Here is a 19307-nt window from a genome sequence, read left to right on the forward strand (position 1 = left end):
AATGAATTACAAGCCAATTGAAGACTGAATATAACCCATTTGCGGGATGTGAAATAACTGATCCCCCATACGTACATACTGGAATACTGCTGGGTCAGTCACTTGCTGATCGGCATCGACGACTTCGGAAATACGCAGACGAATGGTTTTCGGCATTTCATTACACATCAGGGCAAAACGCTGATGCACCTCATCTCCTTCAATCACCAGCGCTACACCACTTTTACGTGTAGGATCATTAACTGCATAAACCGGTAATTGCGCATCATGCCATTCAACCACTTTAACCTGGGTATCACTATCTAGTGCAGACAGGACAATATTTTGTGGTAACAGCATTGGATCTTTGCCGTGACAGTCAATGATATAAGCATCAATAAATCCGGTAGATACCGTAATTAAATGCTGAAGTTCCTGCTGGCTAATCTGATCAGCCATTTTGGCATTAGTCGTATTCTGACTCATTTATGACCCCTGTTTTTCAGCAATTAACTGTTGAATATTCGCCAGTAATTCAGCTTCCTGGAACGGCTTACCCATGTAATGGGTTACGCCCAGGCTGAAAGCACGTTCACGGTGTTTTTCACCGGTACGTGAAGTAATCATGATGATTGGCAGGTCACGGTGAATATCGTGGTGACGAACCAGGTTTGTGACCTCGAAACCATCCATACGCGGCATTTCAATATCCAGCAACATCAGATCCGGACGGACATTTTCAAGCTGCTCAATCGCATCCACACCATCTTTGGCGGTGACAATATCATAGCCCTGACGCTCAAGCAGACGTGAGGTCACCTTACGTACAGTCACCGAGTCATCCACGATCATTACCAGACGGCGAGCATTGCCAGAACGTGAACCATCACGTTGATCCTGCATGTGTTTGACACGCTGCGTACCATGGATCTGACGGGCAATATTCTGACCATCTAGAATCAGACAGACCTGACCATCACCAAGAATCGTCGCACCGGTCACTACACCAATATTGGCGAACTGGTGGCCAATTGGTTTCACCACGATCTGTGCACGTGAACCGACAAGTTGATCGACTAACAAGGCAATGGTTTGACCACTGTTGCCTTTAATCAGTAATACTGGCAGTGAATGCGCCACATTATTCAGACGTGGAATTGGCTGATTCGATACGAACTCAGACAGGTAACGCAATTTGTAATTAACGCCATCAATCTTGAAGAAATCGTCTTTACTGTTGAAATAAGTTTCCAGAGTAGATGGTGCAATACGTACAATACGGTCGATTTGTGCCAGAGAAACGGCATATTGTTGATCGCCCACTTTTACCATCAAGGCATCGCTGACCGCTACAGTCGTCGGTACGCGAATGGTGAAGGTTGTACCTTTGCCTACTTCAGAGCTGACAGATACGTGACCGCCCAGCGACTTGATCTCGCTTTGTACTACATCCAGTCCGACGCCACGACCTGAAATCTGGGTTACAGATTTAGCAGTACTGAAGCCTGGATGGAAAATGAATTGCAGTAGCTCTTCCGAATCCAGCGTCTGATCTTCTTTGATCAGGCCTTGGCTCAGTGCTTTCTCACGAATCTTCTCAGCATCGATACCTTTACCATCATCACTAAATGAGACGATAACATCTGTACCTTGACGGCTGATATTCAACAGGATTGAACCGACTTCTGGTTTGTTCAAGGCAATACGGTCTGCTGTATCTTCCAGACCATGGTCAATCGCATTACGCAGCATATGTTCGAATGGCGTTACCAGACGCTCCAGAATATTACGGTCTAATTCACCTTCACTATTCTGAACAATCAGTTCGGCCGGACGGTTCAAGGTCGTAGACGTCTGACGTACGATACGTTGTAAACGTGGCAACATCCGATCAAACGGTACCAGACGGGTACGCATCAGGCTTTCCTGAATCTCGGCCTGAATCCGTGATTGTTGTAATAACAAACCTTCAGTTTCACGAATCTTGTCAGATAGAGTGCTCTTGAAGTCAACCAAGTCCGAAGCAGATTCCGCAAGCGACTTGGACAACTGGTTCAGTGACGAATATTGGTCCATTTCCAGCGGGTCAAAGTCTGCATAACGCGAGTTGTCTGAACCGTGTTTGGCAATAATTTGAGATTCCAGCTCGCCTTCCATTCGGCGCAACTGATCCGCCAGACGCTTGATTGCCAGTTCCATCTCGTTCAGGGTATTGCCAAGTTGGCCTAAGTCCATCTCGATACGCGAACGGTTAATCGCATTCTCACCTGACAGGTCAATCATCTTCTCAACCAGATCAGCAGAGATACGGATCATCTCGTGGCTGGTATCGGTATTACCGGTATCGACCCACTCACCCATCATACGTGGTGGCTCAGTACCATCACCTTCGACAAACTCGAAGCTATTTTCAGTGACCAGCGTTTCTGTTTTGGCCAGACGTTCCGGCAGCTGCGCAGTAACATCCACATAAGCAATCTTTTTCAGACTGCTTTGGATCTGTTCAAAATTGATATAGTCACGCTGGAAGATCGCTTGTCTTAACCAAGCCAGTGTTTTTTGCAGCAGGCCATCATAAGCATTCGAGTTAAAGTGATATACCGCAAACTGTTCGAATGTGGTTTCCAGTTCATACGCAATGCTGGCCACCTTTTCGTTTTCAACCATGCGCGCACCACCCTTGATACTGTGGGCAGCACGTTGTAATTGAAGCAATAAGCTACGGTCACTACGCTGATCAAACCATTGGTTCAGCAGTTTTTCGGTATTGTCGAGAATCTCTTCTGATTCTTCCAGGAAGGTTTCTTCAACAATCGACTTCAGTTCATCTTCTTCAGAGCGTTCTTCTGCTACAACTTCAACTGCTTCAGTTAAGGTTTCTGTTTCAGTAAGCTCAACTTGTTCATCTTCTAAGCCTAAAGCTGGCTCTAGATCTGAATCTGTATTTTCTGATGCAATCTCTTCCGATGCTTCATCCGCTGTTTGTTCGGATTCACCAGTAGCTTCTGCATATTCAAATTCGACAACAGGAATTGATGCTTCTACTGGAGCTGCAACAGCTTGACCAGCCACCAATGCCTGAATATTTTGCAGAATCGAAATTGCTTCAACCGCTGGATAATCGATACCTTCATCACGGATCGACTGGATACGGTCAGAAACGTTATCTTGCACCAGACGAATGATTTGAATCAGCGCTGGAGTAACAGCGATCTGCTGACGGATGATTCGCTCATAAATACTTTCTAGTTCGTGCGAAATCGAACCGATATGAGAAGCGGTAATCATGTTTGCACCACCTTTTAAGGTGTGCAAATGACGCATCAGGTTATTCAGTGAAGTTGTATCATCCTGCTTTTTACTCCAGGTATTCAGATCTTCATCAATACCTACCAGTAATTCATCCGCTTCTTCCAGGAAGATATTCAGTAGATCCTCATCGAAATCACGCTGAGTTTCTGCGCTGTCGATGTACTGTCGGTCAGATGCAATACGCTGGCTTAAAGCGACAAAGTCAATGCTGGCTGGAGTTGCGGCTTCAGGAATAGAAATTTCTTCTGATACTTGTTCAGCAGGGACATTGTCTTCGGCAAAGATTTCCAGGTCCTGCTGTACGAATGCAGCAAGTTCACTCAAGGTTTTTTGCGTATCATCATTCAGAATGACACGCTGGCCTGCTGCCAGGGTATCGAATAAATGAATGAATTCCTGATGTGCCTGGGCAAACAGCTCATAGGCATAATCGCTGTTCAGCAGTACCGGTTTTTCTAGTAAGGCATCATAGGCAGATTTTAAATCTGTCGTAAACTCATGAATACCCAGTGCGGCACGGTTATCTGTATGTGCAAGCAGCTCGGCAGCCTGCTCGCTTAAAGCCTGAATATATTCTGGATAATCGACTTTAGCGCGTTTATCGAATTCAAACTCGGCATCCAGTAACAGGTCAATCTCCAGTTCAACCAGCTTGGTCACCAGACCTTGGGTTTCAACTGTTCCCGTTTCAGTGGCTGCGAAGCCATAATCATTCCAGACACGCTCAAAAGTCGCATACACTGCTGCCAGTTTGCTGCTATCACCCTGACGTAACAAATGCAGATAGTCGCTGACAAATTCAGCATACTGAATTAATACAGCAGTTTCTTTTGAGGTGGATGCAATTTCATCCTGAAGCAGTGTTTTAAACAGATGTTCTACTTTAGAGCTGGCCTCGAAGATTTCTTCGATCTGTGCCATGGACGAACTGCCGCGCAAAGTATGAATAGCACGAATCAATGCATTATAATCCTGCACTTTTTCGTTTTCGCTACGCAGGAACTTGGCAATCGTTTCGAGATGCTCTTCCGCTTCCTCGATAAAGATCGCCACGGTTTCTTCTACATCACTACGTGCAGCATCTTCACTATCAGCTTCTTCAAGCTCAAATTCTGTTGTGCTTATTTCTATTGCTGCAGTTGTATCTTGATCTTCAGCCGAATCACCTAGCTCAAGACCTGTGATCTGGCCTTCGGCAGTCAGACTGTCTGCCAGTTGCAAGAGTTCTTCTAAAGCCGGTTCAGGTGTCATTTGTTGTTGTAATTGCTGACCTAAAAGCACGACTGGGCGCAGGTCAACATCGAGTTCCTGCACCTGTTTGAATTTTGGATATAAAGTAAACTGGTAAATATTCAGTACAGCTTTGGCATACTGTTGAATCGTAGGCGTTAACTGGATTGAACCTGAAAGTACCCGGTTTAAGGTATCTTCCACTGCCCATGCAATTTCACCCGCAGATTTAGCCCCCACCATACGGCCTGAACCTTTCAGGGTATGAAAATGGCGGCGAATGGTTTTCAGGTTTTCCTGATGAGCCGGATCACTCAACCATTCTGGAAATAAAGCATTTAACTCAACGAAAATTTCTTCGATTTCCTCGACAAAAATTTCAAGAATTTCTGCATCTTGATCAAGATAACTGTCTTCAGGAAGCGTTGTCGTTTCAACTAAATTTTTTAATATTTCTTTCATAGCTAATGCTTCTTACGTTGTGCCGCCAAGAAGGGCGCTCAAACTTAATTGTGACCGTCACGCGAGACCTATCCTTAATAGTTAGGTCCATCTTGTCGAGGCTTTATCTGTATTTCTGAATGTGCCTCAACCTGGGTTAAGGCACACTCCCCTCATACTTTCTGACTTTATTCGGGTAGTTTAAAGTCAGATACAGATTCACGTAATGCATCGGCCATGTTCGCCAATTCAGATACCGAACGTGCTGTATCGAAGGTTGCACTCGTAGTTTGTGAAGTAATTTCCTGTACGACATTCATCGTGGTCGCAATATGACCTGCAGATGCTGACTGAAGTTTCGCAGCATCGGAAATGTTTGCAATCAGTTTTGCCAGGTTATTCGATACGTTCTGAATCTCATCTAGTGCCACACCGGCATCTTTAGACAAGTTCGCACCACGTACAACTTCGGCTGTGGTTTGTTCCATTGAAATTACGGCTTCGTTGGTATCGGTCTGAATGGTTTTTACCAGGCCTTCAATCTGTTTAGTTGCAGATGCAGAACGTTCCGCAAGACGCTGGACCTCATCCGCTACCACGGCGAAACCACGACCAGCTTCACCCGCCATCGACGCTTGAATCGCTGCGTTCAAAGCCAGGATGTTGGTTTGGTCGGCAATATCGTTAATCAGGGCGACGATGTTACCAATTTCTTGTGAAGATTCACCCAGACGTTTAATACGTTTCGACGTTTCCTGAATCTGTTCACGAATCGTATCCATACCTTCAATTGAACGGTGTACAACGTCTGCACCATTTGCAGCAATTTGTACTGAACGTTCCGCAACGACTGCAGATTCTTCCGCGTTGGCAGATACCTGGTCAATGGACATCGCCATTTCGTTAATCGCAGCAGATGCACCGGCAATTTCTTGTGCCTGGTGTTCAGATGCTTCAGCTAACTGGTTGGTAATGCTTTGAGTTGTCGCTGTATATTGCGCAACTTCCTGAGAAGTTTCGGTAATACGAGATACCAGGTCACGTAACTGGTCGATCGCGAAGTTAATCGAGTCGGCAATCGCACCGGTAAAGTCTTCCGATACTGTTGCATATGAACGCAAGTCACCATCCGCAAGGTCGGCAATCTCGTCCAGTAAACGTAAAATCGCATTCTGGTTACGGTCATATTCTTCTTGAAGACGGGTTACACGCTGTTTATCCGATGCACCACGTAGGGTTAACAGACGGAATACACACAGCAGGAAGCCGATCAATAACAGAATTAACAGAACTGCTGGAACGATTGTTTTCAGACCAGAGTTACCAGATAGTTTGTTCAGGTTATCGAGCAGGACATCCGATTGCGAGAAAATTGACGCAGATGCCTGACGTACTTTTACGATTTGCGCAGAGTTTTTCAGGATTGTCGCAGATGCTGATTCAAGTACATCATCATATTCTGCTTTAATGCCTTCAAGAGACTCGCGCAGGTTTGGATCAGTAATACGTTGTACACCCAGTTCAGCAGAACCGTTTAACTGTGCATTTAAGTATGAACCGAAAGTTTCGGTATCGGCACTGAAGTCGTCCGCTGATTCACGTGAACCGTCGTTACCGGTCAATACCAAGCTGATCGAACGTAAAATACGTTCCGCAATGAATACCTGGTTTTTCGCAATAACCACCTGGTTAGACGGCATGTCTTGACGCGCCATCTGGTCGACCATCAAGTTATATTCGGCCTGAATCCCCGGGATCGCTTCACCAATTGCGATGTTGGTGTCATATAACTGGTTAATGATTTTTTGTTGCGATGCAATCAGGTCAATACTAGAAGACACTTCTGTCCACTGTTTATCTACTGCTTGCAGCGCTTCATTATTGGAGTGAATATTTTTTACAGTCTCAAGGTTTTCAGCAAAAGCTTTTTGAGAATCTGTCAGGTTTTTCATCGCCTCAGGTGTACCAGAAGCTGTTGCTTCAGTTGCCTGACGTGAAATGGTTTGTGAAAGCAGACGTAAATCACCCAGACTTTGTGTCAGCTGGTTGGCACGTGGCACACTGTAGAAAAGATACAATAAAGTGATGGTTGCCGCTAACAGACAGCCAGCTGCGCCATAAATAAACGGTTTAGACTTTTCACTATCACCAAATACACGTGACAACTGATCTGTTTGTGATTGAATCTTGGATAAAAAAGTATTGCCACTTTTGCGGCTACCTTCACCTGTATTTTTCTTTTTAAGTTTAAAGCCCATGCAGCCTCTCCCCGATTTACGTCTTTATTACTTTCGTGCGCGACGTTTAATTTATAAATTTTATAGATGCGTTCATAAATTTTGGATTTTGCAACAGACGACTGAATAAGAACACATGCCATTGTTGGTTATGCTGGTGGAAAAATCCCTGACAGTATTCTTGTAAGTTATTATCCAATTCAGTTGTTTTAGAAAAAAAACTTTTCTTATTAAAATGTTGTATACCCAAAACTTGATCAACAACCAAACCGACATATTGGTCATTATGGTGAATACATAATACTTTTTGAGTCGGTGAAAACTGGCTACTCTGTCCTGATACATATTGAGTCAAATCAGAAACTGATAATAACCTTCCCCGAATATTGGCCAACCCTAAAACCCATGATTGAGTATTAGGAACTGGCGTATATTTTGGAGGATAGATCACTTCGGATACCTCCCCCAGCGGGGCAACAAAATATTGCCCCATCATCTCAAAAGCAATGCCTGACCATCGGTTGACTTCATTTTCATTAGAAACGTAGTTTTTATTTCCCCGTTTCGCAATGCGAAGCAATTCGATAAATCCATTTGCTGCCATAGAGCTTATCCTGCGTTGAGGTGGTGCTTAATCACTTCAATCAACTGTTTTTCATCTACCGGTTTTGTAAGATAATCTGCGGCGCCCTGACGTTTACCCCAAACGCGGTCAGTGGCCTGATCTTTGGTACTTACAATCACAATCGGAATATGCTTGGTGGTTGCACCACGTGCAATTTGACGTGTTGCCTGGAAGCCATTCACGCCTGGCATGACCACATCCATCAATACCAGATCTGGCAACTCAGCCTGAGCCATGGTTACCCCATCTGCACCATTGGATGCTTCAATCACCTCAAAGCCATGTTTAGAAAGAATCTCTCTAAAACGGAATGTTTCTGTCGGTGAGTCATCTACGATTAAGATACGCGCCATGCCAATTCCCCTAAAAAATCAATTATTAAGCACTAATATGGTTACGGATTGCGTTAAGCAATTCATCTTTACTGAAAGGTTTAGTCAAGTATTCGTCCGAACCAACAACACGACCTTTGGCCTGATCAAATAAGCCATCTTTACTCGAAAGCATAATCACAGGAATATTCTGATAATTTTGAGAATTTTTAATCAATGCACAAGTTTGATAACCATCTAGACGAGGCATCATGATGTCTACAAATACGATATCCGGATTGGTTTCTGCGATTTTTGACAAAGCTTCAAAACCATCTACCGCAGTCACGACTTCATATCCTTCGCGCTGTAGAAGAGTTTCTGCTGTACGACGAATGGTCTTTGAGTCATCAATGACCATAACTTTTAGATTTTGGAATTTATCGTCCATTTTGACCCTTCCCATTTTAGAAACGATGCGCCATAAGGCTCATAGGATTATTTTATTACGATCGATAAACATTTTTAACACAAATCCACTTGTATTATCAATGAACATTTTCTACACAAGTGTGCATAAATGGCGGATTTTCATTAACCATTTCACATTTTTATTTTGTCATTGCTTTTTTTTTGACTGATGGTAGTTTTTAATTCGTGAATTTGAGTCTAATATAGCATTATTATTACTTTAAAATAAGTAATTTAGTCAACTTTCAATTGGGGAGCCAATGATGAGTCAGTTTTCAGAAAAACTTGCTTTCATTGATAAAAATAAAATGACTGGCCGATTCATATTTGCAGTGACACTTTTTCTTCAGGTCACCATTTCTTATGCCTCAACTAACCAGCCACCAAAAGCCACTTGGTACCGCTATTATGATAATAAAGGTGTGGCCAATATCAGCACTAACGTTACCCCCAACCATATCCGCTATGGATATGAGGCACTTGACCAGAATATGCAGGTCATTAAACGTGCACGTCCTTATAATGTCGATAAAGATATTAAACAGGCGCCGCAACGTGCCCAGCAGGCTCAGCGCATTGCAGAAGACCAGAAACTGAAACGTGCCTATACCAATAGCCATGTTGCTCTACAAAAAAAGAATGAAAGTCTGAGCCAACTTAAAAAACAGATTGCCTTTCAGCAAGAGCAGATGAAACAGTTGCAGCAAGACCGGGTTATGTTTTTACGCCAAGAACGTGAATATTTACGTAAAGGCAATAATCCCCCGGCATCTTTGAAAGCCAACCTTGAAAACAACCAGAAAAACCTGATTTCTCAAAAAGAAAATATTCAATCTTTACAAACTCGCTATCGAAATATGGAAGCGGAATACGACAGAATTATTGCCCGTTTAAAAGCACTTGAATAAACACAAATAACTTGTTGTTGCTTTAAACGACCACAAGTGAAAAGGATTAATATGCCATTTGCACAGCATTTTCATATTTCAAAGACCCCTTCTTCGCGCTCTGTATTGATGATGAGTGCACTTTGCTTAAGTCTTTTTCTAAGCGGCTGCAATAAAAATGAATCTACACCTCAAGCCGAAAGTCCCAAAACAATTGAACTGATTCCTCAGGATCTGGTGGCTGTAAAAACAGGTACTTCTATCCAGAAATCCGCATTTACCGGCACTATTCGCGCAGTCAACCAAAGCAGTATTCAAGCGCAGGTTTCTGCCACTGCCACCAGTGTTAATGCTCAGGTAGGTGACAATGTAGCTAAAGGTCAGGTACTGGTTCGCTTAAATAATCAGGACAATGCCGCACGTCTGGCTCAGGCCCGTGCTAATCTGGCATCTACCCAAGCACAGGCCAATCAGGCGCGTAACATGATGCAGCGCAAAAAGCGCCTGCTCGACCAAGGCTTTATTTCTAAAGTTGAATATGAGCAAAGCCAGGTTGACTATCAAGCCCAGGTTGAAAATGTCCGCGCACAGCAAGCCAATGTCGATATTGCCGTAAAAGCCGATCGTGATGGCATTATCACTAGCCCGATTAGTGGCGTGATCACCCAGCGTCAGGTTGAGCCCGGTCAAACCGTGGCGATCGGACAAACCCTGTTTGAAATCGTAAATCCAAACCAACTGGAAATTCAGGCTCGTGTCCCGAGTGAAATGCAGTCCAGTCTGCGTTTAGGCAGCAAAATTGAATATCAGATTCAGGGCAATCCAAATACGTATACCGCTACTATTAGCCGGGTATCTCCAATTGCCGATCAGGCCAGTCGCCAGATTGAATTCTTCGCCAGACCGAATGAAAGTATTCCCTCTTTAAGTATTGGCTCTTTTGTTGAAGGCAATATTCTGAGTTCTCAACAAGTTTCTGGTCAGATCATTCCCCTAGATACCATTCAGGATATCCAGAATAAACCTTATGTTTGGGTTATTCGTCAAAACAAAATTATTAAAGTGAATGTTCAGGTTCTGGAACAGCGCTATAACCAGAATACGGCAGTGATCCAGGGTCTGGAGACAGGTGATCAGGTCAGTCGCATTCCATTTACCGAGGCAGATCTCAACAAGCCAGTGACGCTGCGTTCCAACTAATCAGACAGGATCATTAATATGTGGTTTACCCGAATTAGTGTGAAGTATCCCGTCTTCACCATTATGATGATGTTCTGTTTGATGGTGCTTGGACTAGCTTCCTGGCAGCGCATGGGTGTAGAAGAATTTCCGGATGTCGACTTTCCCTTTGTGGTGATTTATACCAACTATCCAGGCGCTTCTCCAGAAACCGTTGAATCGGAAATTACCAAAAAACTTGAAGACCAGATCAATACTATTTCTGGTTTAAAACAGGTAATTTCACAATCCAGTGAAGGCCTGTCGATGATTACGGCCGAATTCAATCTGGAAGTTCCTTCTACCACGGCGGCACAGGATGTCCGTGACAAGATTGCCTCAGTCACCGCCGAATTCCGTGATGAAATTCAGGAACCAGTTGTCGAGCGTTATGATCCAACTGCCAATGCAATCATGTCGATCGTATTTGAGTCCGACAATATGGGATTAAAAGCACTGAGTTCCTATCTGGATCAGCGCATTGTTCCACAACTGAGGACTGTTCCGGGAGTAGGTACAGTTAACCTGCTCGGTGATGCACAGCGCCAGATTCGCATTCAGGTTGAACCACAGAAACTGCAAGCTTTTGGCATCGGCGTGGATAGCGTCATTAATACTTTGAAATCTGAAAATATCGAAGTTCCGGGCGGTACCTTAAAATCTGGTAATTCGGAACTAGTGATCGAGATCAATTCCAAAGTGCTGCATCCCCTTGCCTTTGGCGATCTGGTCATTGCCAATAAAAATGGTGCACCGATCTTTCTAAAACAGGTCGCAGAAATTGAAGATAGTCAGGCAGAACTTGAAACTGGTGCATTTCTGGATGGTAAAGCTGCAGTTGCAGTTGATATCCTGCGTAGCTCTGATTCTAATGTCATTGAAGTTGTAGACAGTACCTACAAAACCCTTGAAAACATCAAAGCCCAACTGCCACAAGGAACCACCTTAAAAGTTGTAGTGGATTCATCAAAAAGCATCCGTGGCACTATTGGTGATGTGGCGCGTACTATTATTGAAGGTGCGGTGCTTGCGGTTCTAATTGTTCTGTTATTTTTAGGTTCTTTCCGCTCAACGGTCATTACTGGCCTCACTCTGCCGATCGCTTTGCTCGGAACTTTGACCTTTATCTGGGCTTTTGGTTTCAGCATCAACATGATGACCTTATTGGCCCTGTCTTTAAGTATCGGTTTGCTGATTGATGATGCAATTGTAGTACGGGAAAATATCGTACGGCATACCGATATGGGTAAAGACCATGTCACTGCTGCGCTGGACGGTACCAAAGAAATTGGTCTTGCCGTTCTGGCAACAACCCTGACAATTGTCGCGGTATTCTTGCCTGTCGCCTTTATGGGTGGAATTATTGGGCGTTTCTTTTATCAGTTCGGTGTGACAGTAAGTACCGCCGTTCTGATTTCCATGTTTGTCAGTTTTACTCTAGATCCGATGCTATCTGCGCATTGGGCAGAAAAGAAGAAAGATCCAAATAAAAAGCCGGGACGAATTAAACGCTTTTTTAACTGGATTTCCGGCAAATTAGACAATTTAAGTCATGTCTATGAAAAGCTGTTGAAACTGGCTTTACGCTTTAGATTCATTACCATTGTGATTGCAGTGGCATCTTTGTTTGGCGCTTTAGCCCTGTCGAAACTGATTGGTACCGAGTTTGTGCCCGTACCAGATAAAGGTGAAATCCGGATCAAGTTTGAAACCCCAGTCGATGCTTCACTGGAATATTCACAAGCCAAACTACAACAGGTCGATAAAATCGTACGTCAGCATCCTGATGTACGTGCAACTTATGGCGTGATCAACGGTGTAACCGATCGTGGTAAAAACCATGTCAGCTTACGTGTCACTGTGACTCCGCGGACTGAACGCGAGAAAAGCTTGAATGATCTCAATAATGAATTCCGTCAACGTTTACAATCTGTGGGCGGCATTACCATTACCTCAGTCGCTTCCGCGGATGAAACCGTATCGGGTGGCCAAAAGCCGATTATGATTTCAATCAAAGGCCCTGATTTGAATGAACTACAGAAGATTTCCGATCGCTTTATGGTCGAGATGGCTAAAATTGATGGCATTGTCGATCTTGAATCCTCACTGAAAGAGCCAAAACCGACCTTAGGTGTACAGATCAATCGCGTTCTGGCCAGCGATCTTGGTTTATCAGTCAATCAAATTGCCAATGTGGTTCGCCCACTGATTGCCGGTGATGACGTCACCACGTGGCAGGATGAAAAAGGTGAAACCTATGATGTCAATTTGCGCCTGACCGAAGACCGGCGCACCTTGCCAAGTGATCTGCAAAATATGTATATCACTTCATCTAAAATGGATGGCAATAATCAGCCGATTTTGATCCCGCTTTCTAGCGTTGCTAATTTTGAAGAAAAAATGGGAGCTTCTCAGATTAATCGTCGAGATCTGGCGCGTGAGGTACTGGTTGAAGCAAATACCTCTGGACGCCCTGCAGGTGACATCGGTACCGATATCAGCAGACTTCAGGATAGTTTCGACATGCCGCCGGGTTATAGTTTTGATACCCAAGGTGCCAATGCTGATATGGCAGAATCCGCTGGTTATGCGCTGACTGCGATTACCCTGTCAATTGTATTCATTTATATCGTACTCGGCTCCCAGTTCAACAGCTTTATTCACCCTGCTGCCATTATGGCTTCATTACCCTTGTCATTAATTGGTGTATTCCTGGCGCTATTCCTGTTTAATTCGACCATGAATCTGTTTTCAATTATCGGTATTATTATGCTGATGGGCCTGGTGACCAAAAATGCGATTCTGCTTATCGACTTCATCAAGAAAGCCATGGATCGGGGTGAAGCCCGTTATGATGCGATTCTGAATGCCGGCAAAACCCGTTTACGTCCAATTTTGATGACCACTAGTGCCATGGTCATGGGAATGGTGCCGCTCGCTCTGGGCTTAGGTGAAGGTGGTGAACAAAGTGCGCCTATGGCACATGCCGTGATCGGTGGAGTGATTACTTCTACCCTGCTGACCTTGGTGGTTGTTCCAGTGATTTTCACTTACTTGGATGACCTTAAGAATTTTATGCTGCGCCAAGCCCGTAAAATCATGGCATAATTTAAACCATCACAATGAGGTGACATTCAAGAATGTTCACCTCATTTTTTATTGTATAATCTCTGCTTTAACGCTTAATTTTTTTAGGACAGTTTCCATGCGCGCGAGTCGCTTTTTATTTGCAACGTTGAGAGAAACCCCGAACGATGCTGAAGTTATTTCACATCAGCTAATGCTTCGTGCTGGTATGATTCGTAAGTTGGCTTCAGGTTTGTACACCTGGCTGCCGATGGGCGTTCGCGTATTAAATAAAGTTGCAGCGATCGTTCGCGAAGAGATGAATAATGCAGGCTCACTTGAAGTCTTGATGCCTGTGACCCAACCAGCTTCTCTTTGGGAAGAATCTGGTCGTTATGTGCAATACGGTCCTGAACTATTACGTTTTAAAGATCGTCATACCAATGACTTTGTGCTTGGCCCAACACATGAAGAAGTGATCACTGATCTGGCACGTAATGAGCTAAAAAGTTACAAACAACTGCCTGCAAACTTCTACCAGGTTCAAACCAAGTTCCGTGACGAAATTCGTCCTCGTTTTGGCGTAATGCGCTCACGTGAATTCATCATGAAAGATGCCTATTCTTTCCATGCGGATCAGGAATCTCTGCAAGAAACTTACGACAAAATGTACGAAGCGTACTGCAAGATCTTTACCCGTTTAGGTCTGGATTTCCGTCCAGTACAAGCGGATACCGGTTCAATCGGTGGTTCAGGTTCACACGAATTCCACGTCTTGGCTTCAAGTGGTGAAGATGATATCGCCTTCTCAACTGAATCTGATTATGCGGCTAACATCGAAATGGCTGAAGCGATTCTGGTGGGCGAACGTGCTGCTCCGGCTCAAGAATTGAAAGTGGTTGATACCCCAAATCAGAAAACCATTGCTGATGTATCAAATTTCCTTGGTACTGATCCTGCGCATTCAGTAAAGGCATTACTGGTTCAAGGCGTTGCAGCTGAAGAAGGTAAAGCAGCTCCTGTCGTTGCCCTGTTCCTTCGTGGTGACCATGAACTGAATGAAATTAAAGCCGAAAAGCATCCAAAAATTGCTGCGCCTTTGGCTTTTGCTACTGAAGCTCAACTTGCTGAACTAGGTTTGACTGCTGGTTTTGTAGGTCCGCAAGGTTTAGTAGAAAAAGGCCTAACAGTAATCGTTGACCGTGCTGCTTCTGTACTGTCTGACTTTGTTGCAGGTGCAAACGAAGCAGACAAGCACTCAACTGGCGTGAACTGGGAACGTGATGCGCAGTTTAGCGAAGTTTATGACCTGCGTAATGTGGTTGAAGGCGATCCTTCTCCAGATGGTAAAGGTACACTTCAAATCAAACGTGGTATCGAAGTAGGTCATATCTTCCAGTTAGGCAAAAAATACTCTGAAGCTTTAGGCTGTAAAGTCTTAGGTGAAGATGGCAAACCATTCACTGTAACGATGGGTTGTTATGGTATCGGTGTGACACGTGTCGTAGCATCTGCAATTGAACAGAATTACGATGAAAAAGGCATCATCTGGCCGGCTGCGATCGCTCCATTTGAAGTGGCAATTGTGCCAATGAATGCGCATAAATCACCTCGCACTTTAGAAGCAGCTGAAAGCTTATATGCAGAACTGCAAGCTGCTGGTTTTGACGTATTGCTTGATGACCGTAACGAGCGTCCAGGTGTGAAATTCTCTGATCTTGAATTGACTGGTATTCCACATCGCATTGTGATTGGTGAAAAAGGTCTGGATGCAGGTACTTTTGAATATAAAGGTCGCCGTGATGCAGAATCAGTAAATCTTTCAAAAGAAGAACTACTAGCAAAAATTGCGAAATAATTTTTTTCTGAATCAATAAAAAATCCCGCCTAGAGCGGGATTTTTTATGTTTCTAACTTAGCAGAACTTATGCCCGCCAAAGCAGTTTGAGGTCACATTCTGGTTTTGTAGCAGCTTGTCCATTAAGGTTAAAGTTGCAGGAGTACCATCTACATAATTAGTAAATTTACCCACATCAATATTCAATTTACGCACCACCGCGACATTCGCCAGAGACCCTAAAGCCTCGCCCACACTGACATCAATCAAGTTTTCAGGACGTAAAAGAAATTCAGAAATAGCAGTTGCTACCTGAGGTAACACGAATGAAATATCAACTTCATCTGTAGTTTTTAATACACCCAGTTGAATCGGGTCTTTAAAAGATAGCCACCAACCTGGTTTGGCAATATCAGCCGCGTCCGCACCTTGCCAATGCACATTCTGACTCTGTAAAGACAAATAACCGCCTGTACCATTTAATGGAATATTATGGATCATATTTAGAGCCTGAACAAAGGTGATGTCCATATTCAGGTTATCCAGACTTGAACCAGCACCCATTTGAAAGAAAGAATGTGTTCCTAAATTAAGAAATCCAATTAATGGATCAAACTCTACATACAGCTTATCTTTTGAAAAATCTGGTGTACCAATCACATCACTTGGCAAAGTTGAACCCGTTAAAGCCTTTGCTAATGGAATCGAAGCAATAGTAGAACGGATATTACTTACAGTCGCTGACTTTAAGCGTTGCCCAGTCACGACAGTTTCTGGCATAGTAAAGTCTACCCGCATGGAAGGCACTGTAATCCCGGTATGGCCATCAGCACCTGGCTTACTGGTAAAAGTACGTGTTTGTCCTAAAGCCTTTAGATTCCCTGAGATTTTTTCATCATTTGCAATACCAAAGGTTCCCGCTTTTGTAACAGACTCACCAGTGGTTTGCGCCATTTTCATATAACCACTAAAACTTTTGAGGCCATCATTTGGATTTTCGACGTTGTCAGTCCCCATGGTTAAGAGTCCGACAATTTTATCTGCACCTAGACGGAAACCGACCACTTCCCGGGTAGAGGCACTTCCGCCATTTTTAATTGCAAACTCAACAAAGGGATTACTCACACTGGCGCTGGTATTAGCACGGTCACCTGAAAAGACAGGGTTACCTTTATCATCAAGAGAGGTATTTAAGCCACTCAAAGCCAGGTTAGAAATATCAATATCACAACCATTAGTATTCCCAATACTGTTATTCGTTCCACCACAACCAAGCTGCAAAGTTTTGATATTAATATTCAATTCCATTAAAGCTTCAATACTTAGCTTATGGAAGTTAATTCCTTGTGATGAATCATAAGCATTTTCCAAATTTAATAAGGCCTGTGCATCAACTGCCGATAAAGCCTCATCGTCTAAGGCTGTCATTGCCATCGCCTGTTGAGTAAGGCCCATTAAAGTGACAATCAAGCTATTCAATATTATTTTTTTCATGAAATCATCCCTTATTTCAGCGCGGTGTAATGCCTAGCGTACTGCGCATGGTTCCGCCTGTGAGTGCAATTGTTGCTATATTCTGCATATTGCCATTTGTGGTCATGGCCATGTTGGTTCTAAACGGTTCGATAATCTTCTGATCTTTATTAAATTTAATTTGATTATCTAAAGTAACAGTATCTTCACTCACGCCTATTTTGGTGATTAATCCTAAATTCCCTTCCATACGATTAAAGTTAATCGCAGAAGTATGAACTGCACCTGTGCTATCTACATCTTCATTAATCAGACTAAAATAACTACCAAGATTATTAACATCACCTTTTTCTGTAGAAGTTAATGTTCGGAACTTAAAGTTTGCATCCAGCGATAAATAATTTTCGCCTGCTACATCCAGTCCCGGAATAATCATTAACTCACCACTACCATCAAGCATCATGGCAATTGTTGTTAATACATCATCGCGTTTAGAAAAGTTGTCATCAGGAACAAACTGATCACATTTATTGCCTGATACACAGTTATATTTAGATCCCGGTAATTGGCCAATTGCCACTTCAGCTTTAGCTGCGATCAGCAATTTATCAGCTTTTACATAGATGCCTTCATCTTCATAACCAATCACCCCTTTGGATTCAATAAAGGCATCAATATTTCGAAGGCCAGCATAATAGTTTCGCGCATGGCCATTCTCTACACCACCATCAATTAAAAGAATTGAAGTTGTACTTGGTGCTCCAGTTTTGGCATCCTTTCCATAACCTTCAGTTGATGCCATCACGTTATAGGCAATACCATTCTTGTCACCGTCATATTTTGTACCCGACAAAGCAACATTGGCATTCAGGTTGTAAATTGGAATACCAATTCCCCAAGAACCACTATTCCCGGAAATAATACCAGTATCATTAGAAATAAAATTTGCTTTGGCTGCAATCGACTGGAAATCCATACCCCGTATGGCGATTAGTGCAAAATCCTGATTAGCAGACGTACTGCTTAAAGTTTGCTGCAAAATCGGATTACTTTGTCTAAGTGTTGACTTAATATTGTCATTAACTAAAAATTCTAGGCTCTGCGCCTGAATTGTATTGATATAAATATCGCCAAAATCGATATATGCATTATTTTTTCCAGTTAATGAACGTAATTCATTAAACTGAACTGCATAGCTTCCTTTACCCGTATGACCAATTTCCAAAGTCGTTGGTTTTAAACCCTGTGCTGCTGCCACTTCCTGATTGGTAAAATCAGCTGATAAACCAAGATGCAAGCCGCCTTCACCTGCGTTATAGCTTGAAACACTGCGATCTTGTCGCGTCAGCACACCACCAACTTTATTACTTATATCAAAAGAGTTCAGTTTTGACTGATCGGCCCCTAACGACAAACGTGCATTGCTCACTGCACCTGAAATACCATAGCGCATGATATTTTTTAAATCGCCATCCCCATTCTGATAGCGCAAATCAAAGTTCAATCCAGCTGTTTGCGCACCTGTAGTTCCTACAGCAACTGGTTTTAAATTAATTAAATGATCTTGCGTACCACTTTTACTGGCGAGTACGATGCCTTGTGTCGGGTCTATATACATATAGCCCGTACCAGCAAAGTTAAAATTAAAGTTATCTAGAACTAAGCTATTTGTACCTAAAGTATGTTTAATTGTGGCATCTTGCAAATTGAAATCGATAGTAGCTGTTTCATTCTTATTGAATAAACCTGCTGTCGTATGAAGCACCATTTTAAATGGACTATCAATCACAAGACCTAGTTTGCCCAAATTTTGATTGTTTTCGACACAGCTTGTTCCAGCACACTCCTTACTCACAAGTTTAAAATCTGCATTAGCACTAAAAGGAGCTACGCTTGCTTCTAAACGGATCCCTGCACCAGCATCGGTCGCACCGACATCAAACTTAAGCTGGCTTAAAATCGCATTTTGATCTTTGCCTAAGATTTTTACTTTATGCAATCCCAGTCCCATCTTGGTATTTACATCAGCATTCGGGTCATACCAATTGAGCTGTTCAACTTCTACTTTTGATACCTCGTGTGTAATCGTAATACCGTCTTGACCAGTGATATGTCCCAATTCTTGTTCTTCAATCAGCTCTAGTGCATAACTATGCTGTGCCAAACAGACACATGCCGTTAATAATTTAATTTGCGATTTTATTTTTTTCATTCTTTCAT

Annotated in this window: 12 protein-coding genes; 4 read left to right on the plus strand and 8 right to left on the minus strand. The window is 43.2% G+C overall.

All coding sequences use genetic code 11. From position 1 onward, the window contains the following. Positions 1-6 precede the first annotated feature (6 nt). From FTV34_RS08825 to pilG, 6 genes are all read right to left on the minus strand, one after another. Positions 7-465 carry a hypothetical protein gene (locus tag FTV34_RS08825; RefSeq protein WP_004784978.1) on the minus strand — a complete coding sequence of 153 codons (459 nt, stop codon included), beginning with the start codon at positions 463-465 and terminating at the stop codon, positions 7-9. Beyond that, on the minus strand, positions 466-4983 hold the full coding sequence (locus FTV34_RS08830; RefSeq protein WP_180069956.1) for an Hpt domain-containing protein: 4518 nt from the start codon (positions 4981-4983) through the stop codon (positions 466-468). 167 nt (positions 4984-5150) lie between these two features. Next, entirely contained in the window at positions 5151-7220 is a 2070-nt protein-coding gene (locus tag FTV34_RS08835; RefSeq protein WP_159123372.1) for a methyl-accepting chemotaxis protein, read from the minus strand. 46 nt (positions 7221-7266) lie between these two features. Continuing rightward, positions 7267-7803, minus strand: a complete 537-nt coding sequence (locus tag FTV34_RS08840; protein ID WP_159123371.1) for a chemotaxis protein CheW — start codon at positions 7801-7803, stop codon at positions 7267-7269. A gap of 5 nt (positions 7804-7808) precedes the next feature. After that, positions 7809-8177 (minus strand): response regulator, encoded by a 369-nt coding sequence (locus tag FTV34_RS08845; RefSeq protein ID WP_004784985.1) that lies wholly within the window; start codon positions 8175-8177, stop codon positions 7809-7811. A 25-nt stretch (positions 8178-8202) separates the two neighbouring features. Beyond that, a complete protein-coding gene (gene pilG / locus FTV34_RS08850; RefSeq protein ID WP_180011986.1) occupies positions 8203-8586 on the minus strand; it encodes a twitching motility response regulator PilG in 384 nt (127 codons plus the stop codon). Between the two features lie 283 nt (positions 8587-8869). On the opposite strand from pilG, the gene FTV34_RS08855 reads away from it, so the two are divergent. From FTV34_RS08855 to FTV34_RS08870, 4 genes are all read left to right on the plus strand, one after another. Continuing rightward, complete coding sequence (locus FTV34_RS08855) at positions 8870-9514, plus strand: hypothetical protein (RefSeq protein WP_159123370.1); 645 nt, start codon at positions 8870-8872, stop codon at positions 9512-9514. A gap of 51 nt (positions 9515-9565) precedes the next feature. Next, on the plus strand, positions 9566-10693 hold the full coding sequence (locus tag FTV34_RS08860; protein ID WP_180069958.1) for an efflux RND transporter periplasmic adaptor subunit: 1128 nt from the start codon (positions 9566-9568) through the stop codon (positions 10691-10693). An 18-nt stretch (positions 10694-10711) separates the two neighbouring features. Beyond that, a complete protein-coding gene (locus tag FTV34_RS08865; protein ID WP_180069960.1) occupies positions 10712-13819 on the plus strand; it encodes an efflux RND transporter permease subunit in 3108 nt (1035 codons plus the stop codon). 97 nt (positions 13820-13916) lie between these two features. Beyond that, positions 13917-15635 (plus strand): proline--tRNA ligase, encoded by a 1719-nt coding sequence (locus tag FTV34_RS08870; RefSeq protein ID WP_180002149.1) that lies wholly within the window; start codon positions 13917-13919, stop codon positions 15633-15635. 57 nt (positions 15636-15692) lie between these two features. On the opposite strand, the gene FTV34_RS08875 is transcribed toward FTV34_RS08870, so the two are convergent. Next, a complete protein-coding gene (locus FTV34_RS08875) occupies positions 15693-17108 on the minus strand; it encodes a hypothetical protein (RefSeq protein ID WP_180002150.1) in 1416 nt (471 codons plus the stop codon). Between the two features lie 16 nt (positions 17109-17124). Then, positions 17125-19299, minus strand: a complete 2175-nt coding sequence (locus FTV34_RS08880) for a DUF6160 family protein (protein ID WP_180069962.1) — start codon at positions 19297-19299, stop codon at positions 17125-17127. Between the last annotated feature and the right edge of the window lie 8 nt (positions 19300-19307).

Origin of the sequence: Acinetobacter sp. YH16038 (genome assembly GCF_013417275.1) — a bacterium.
Classification (GTDB): Bacteria; Pseudomonadota; Gammaproteobacteria; order Pseudomonadales; family Moraxellaceae; genus Acinetobacter.

Coding starts and splice junctions, on each gene's coding strand:
- FTV34_RS08860 (WP_180069958.1), top strand. CDS start 9,566: ATGCCATTTGCACAGCATTTTCATATTTCAAAGACCCCTTCTTCGCGC.
- FTV34_RS08880 (WP_180069962.1), bottom strand. CDS start 19,299: ATGAAAAAAATAAAATCGCAAATTAAATTATTAACGGCATGTGTCTGT.
- FTV34_RS08855 (WP_159123370.1), top strand. CDS start 8,870: ATGAGTCAGTTTTCAGAAAAACTTGCTTTCATTGATAAAAATAAAATG.
- FTV34_RS08865 (WP_180069960.1), top strand. CDS start 10,712: ATGTGGTTTACCCGAATTAGTGTGAAGTATCCCGTCTTCACCATTATG.
- FTV34_RS08870 (WP_180002149.1), top strand. CDS start 13,917: ATGCGCGCGAGTCGCTTTTTATTTGCAACGTTGAGAGAAACCCCGAAC.
- FTV34_RS08875 (WP_180002150.1), bottom strand. CDS start 17,108: ATGAAAAAAATAATATTGAATAGCTTGATTGTCACTTTAATGGGCCTT.
- pilG (WP_180011986.1), bottom strand. CDS start 8,586: ATGGACGATAAATTCCAAAATCTAAAAGTTATGGTCATTGATGACTCA.
- FTV34_RS08830 (WP_180069956.1), bottom strand. CDS start 4,983: ATGAAAGAAATATTAAAAAATTTAGTTGAAACGACAACGCTTCCTGAA.
- FTV34_RS08825 (WP_004784978.1), bottom strand. CDS start 465: ATGAGTCAGAATACGACTAATGCCAAAATGGCTGATCAGATTAGCCAG.
- FTV34_RS08835 (WP_159123372.1), bottom strand. CDS start 7,220: ATGGGCTTTAAACTTAAAAAGAAAAATACAGGTGAAGGTAGCCGCAAA.
- FTV34_RS08840 (WP_159123371.1), bottom strand. CDS start 7,803: ATGGCAGCAAATGGATTTATCGAATTGCTTCGCATTGCGAAACGGGGA.
- FTV34_RS08845 (WP_004784985.1), bottom strand. CDS start 8,177: ATGGCGCGTATCTTAATCGTAGATGACTCACCGACAGAAACATTCCGT.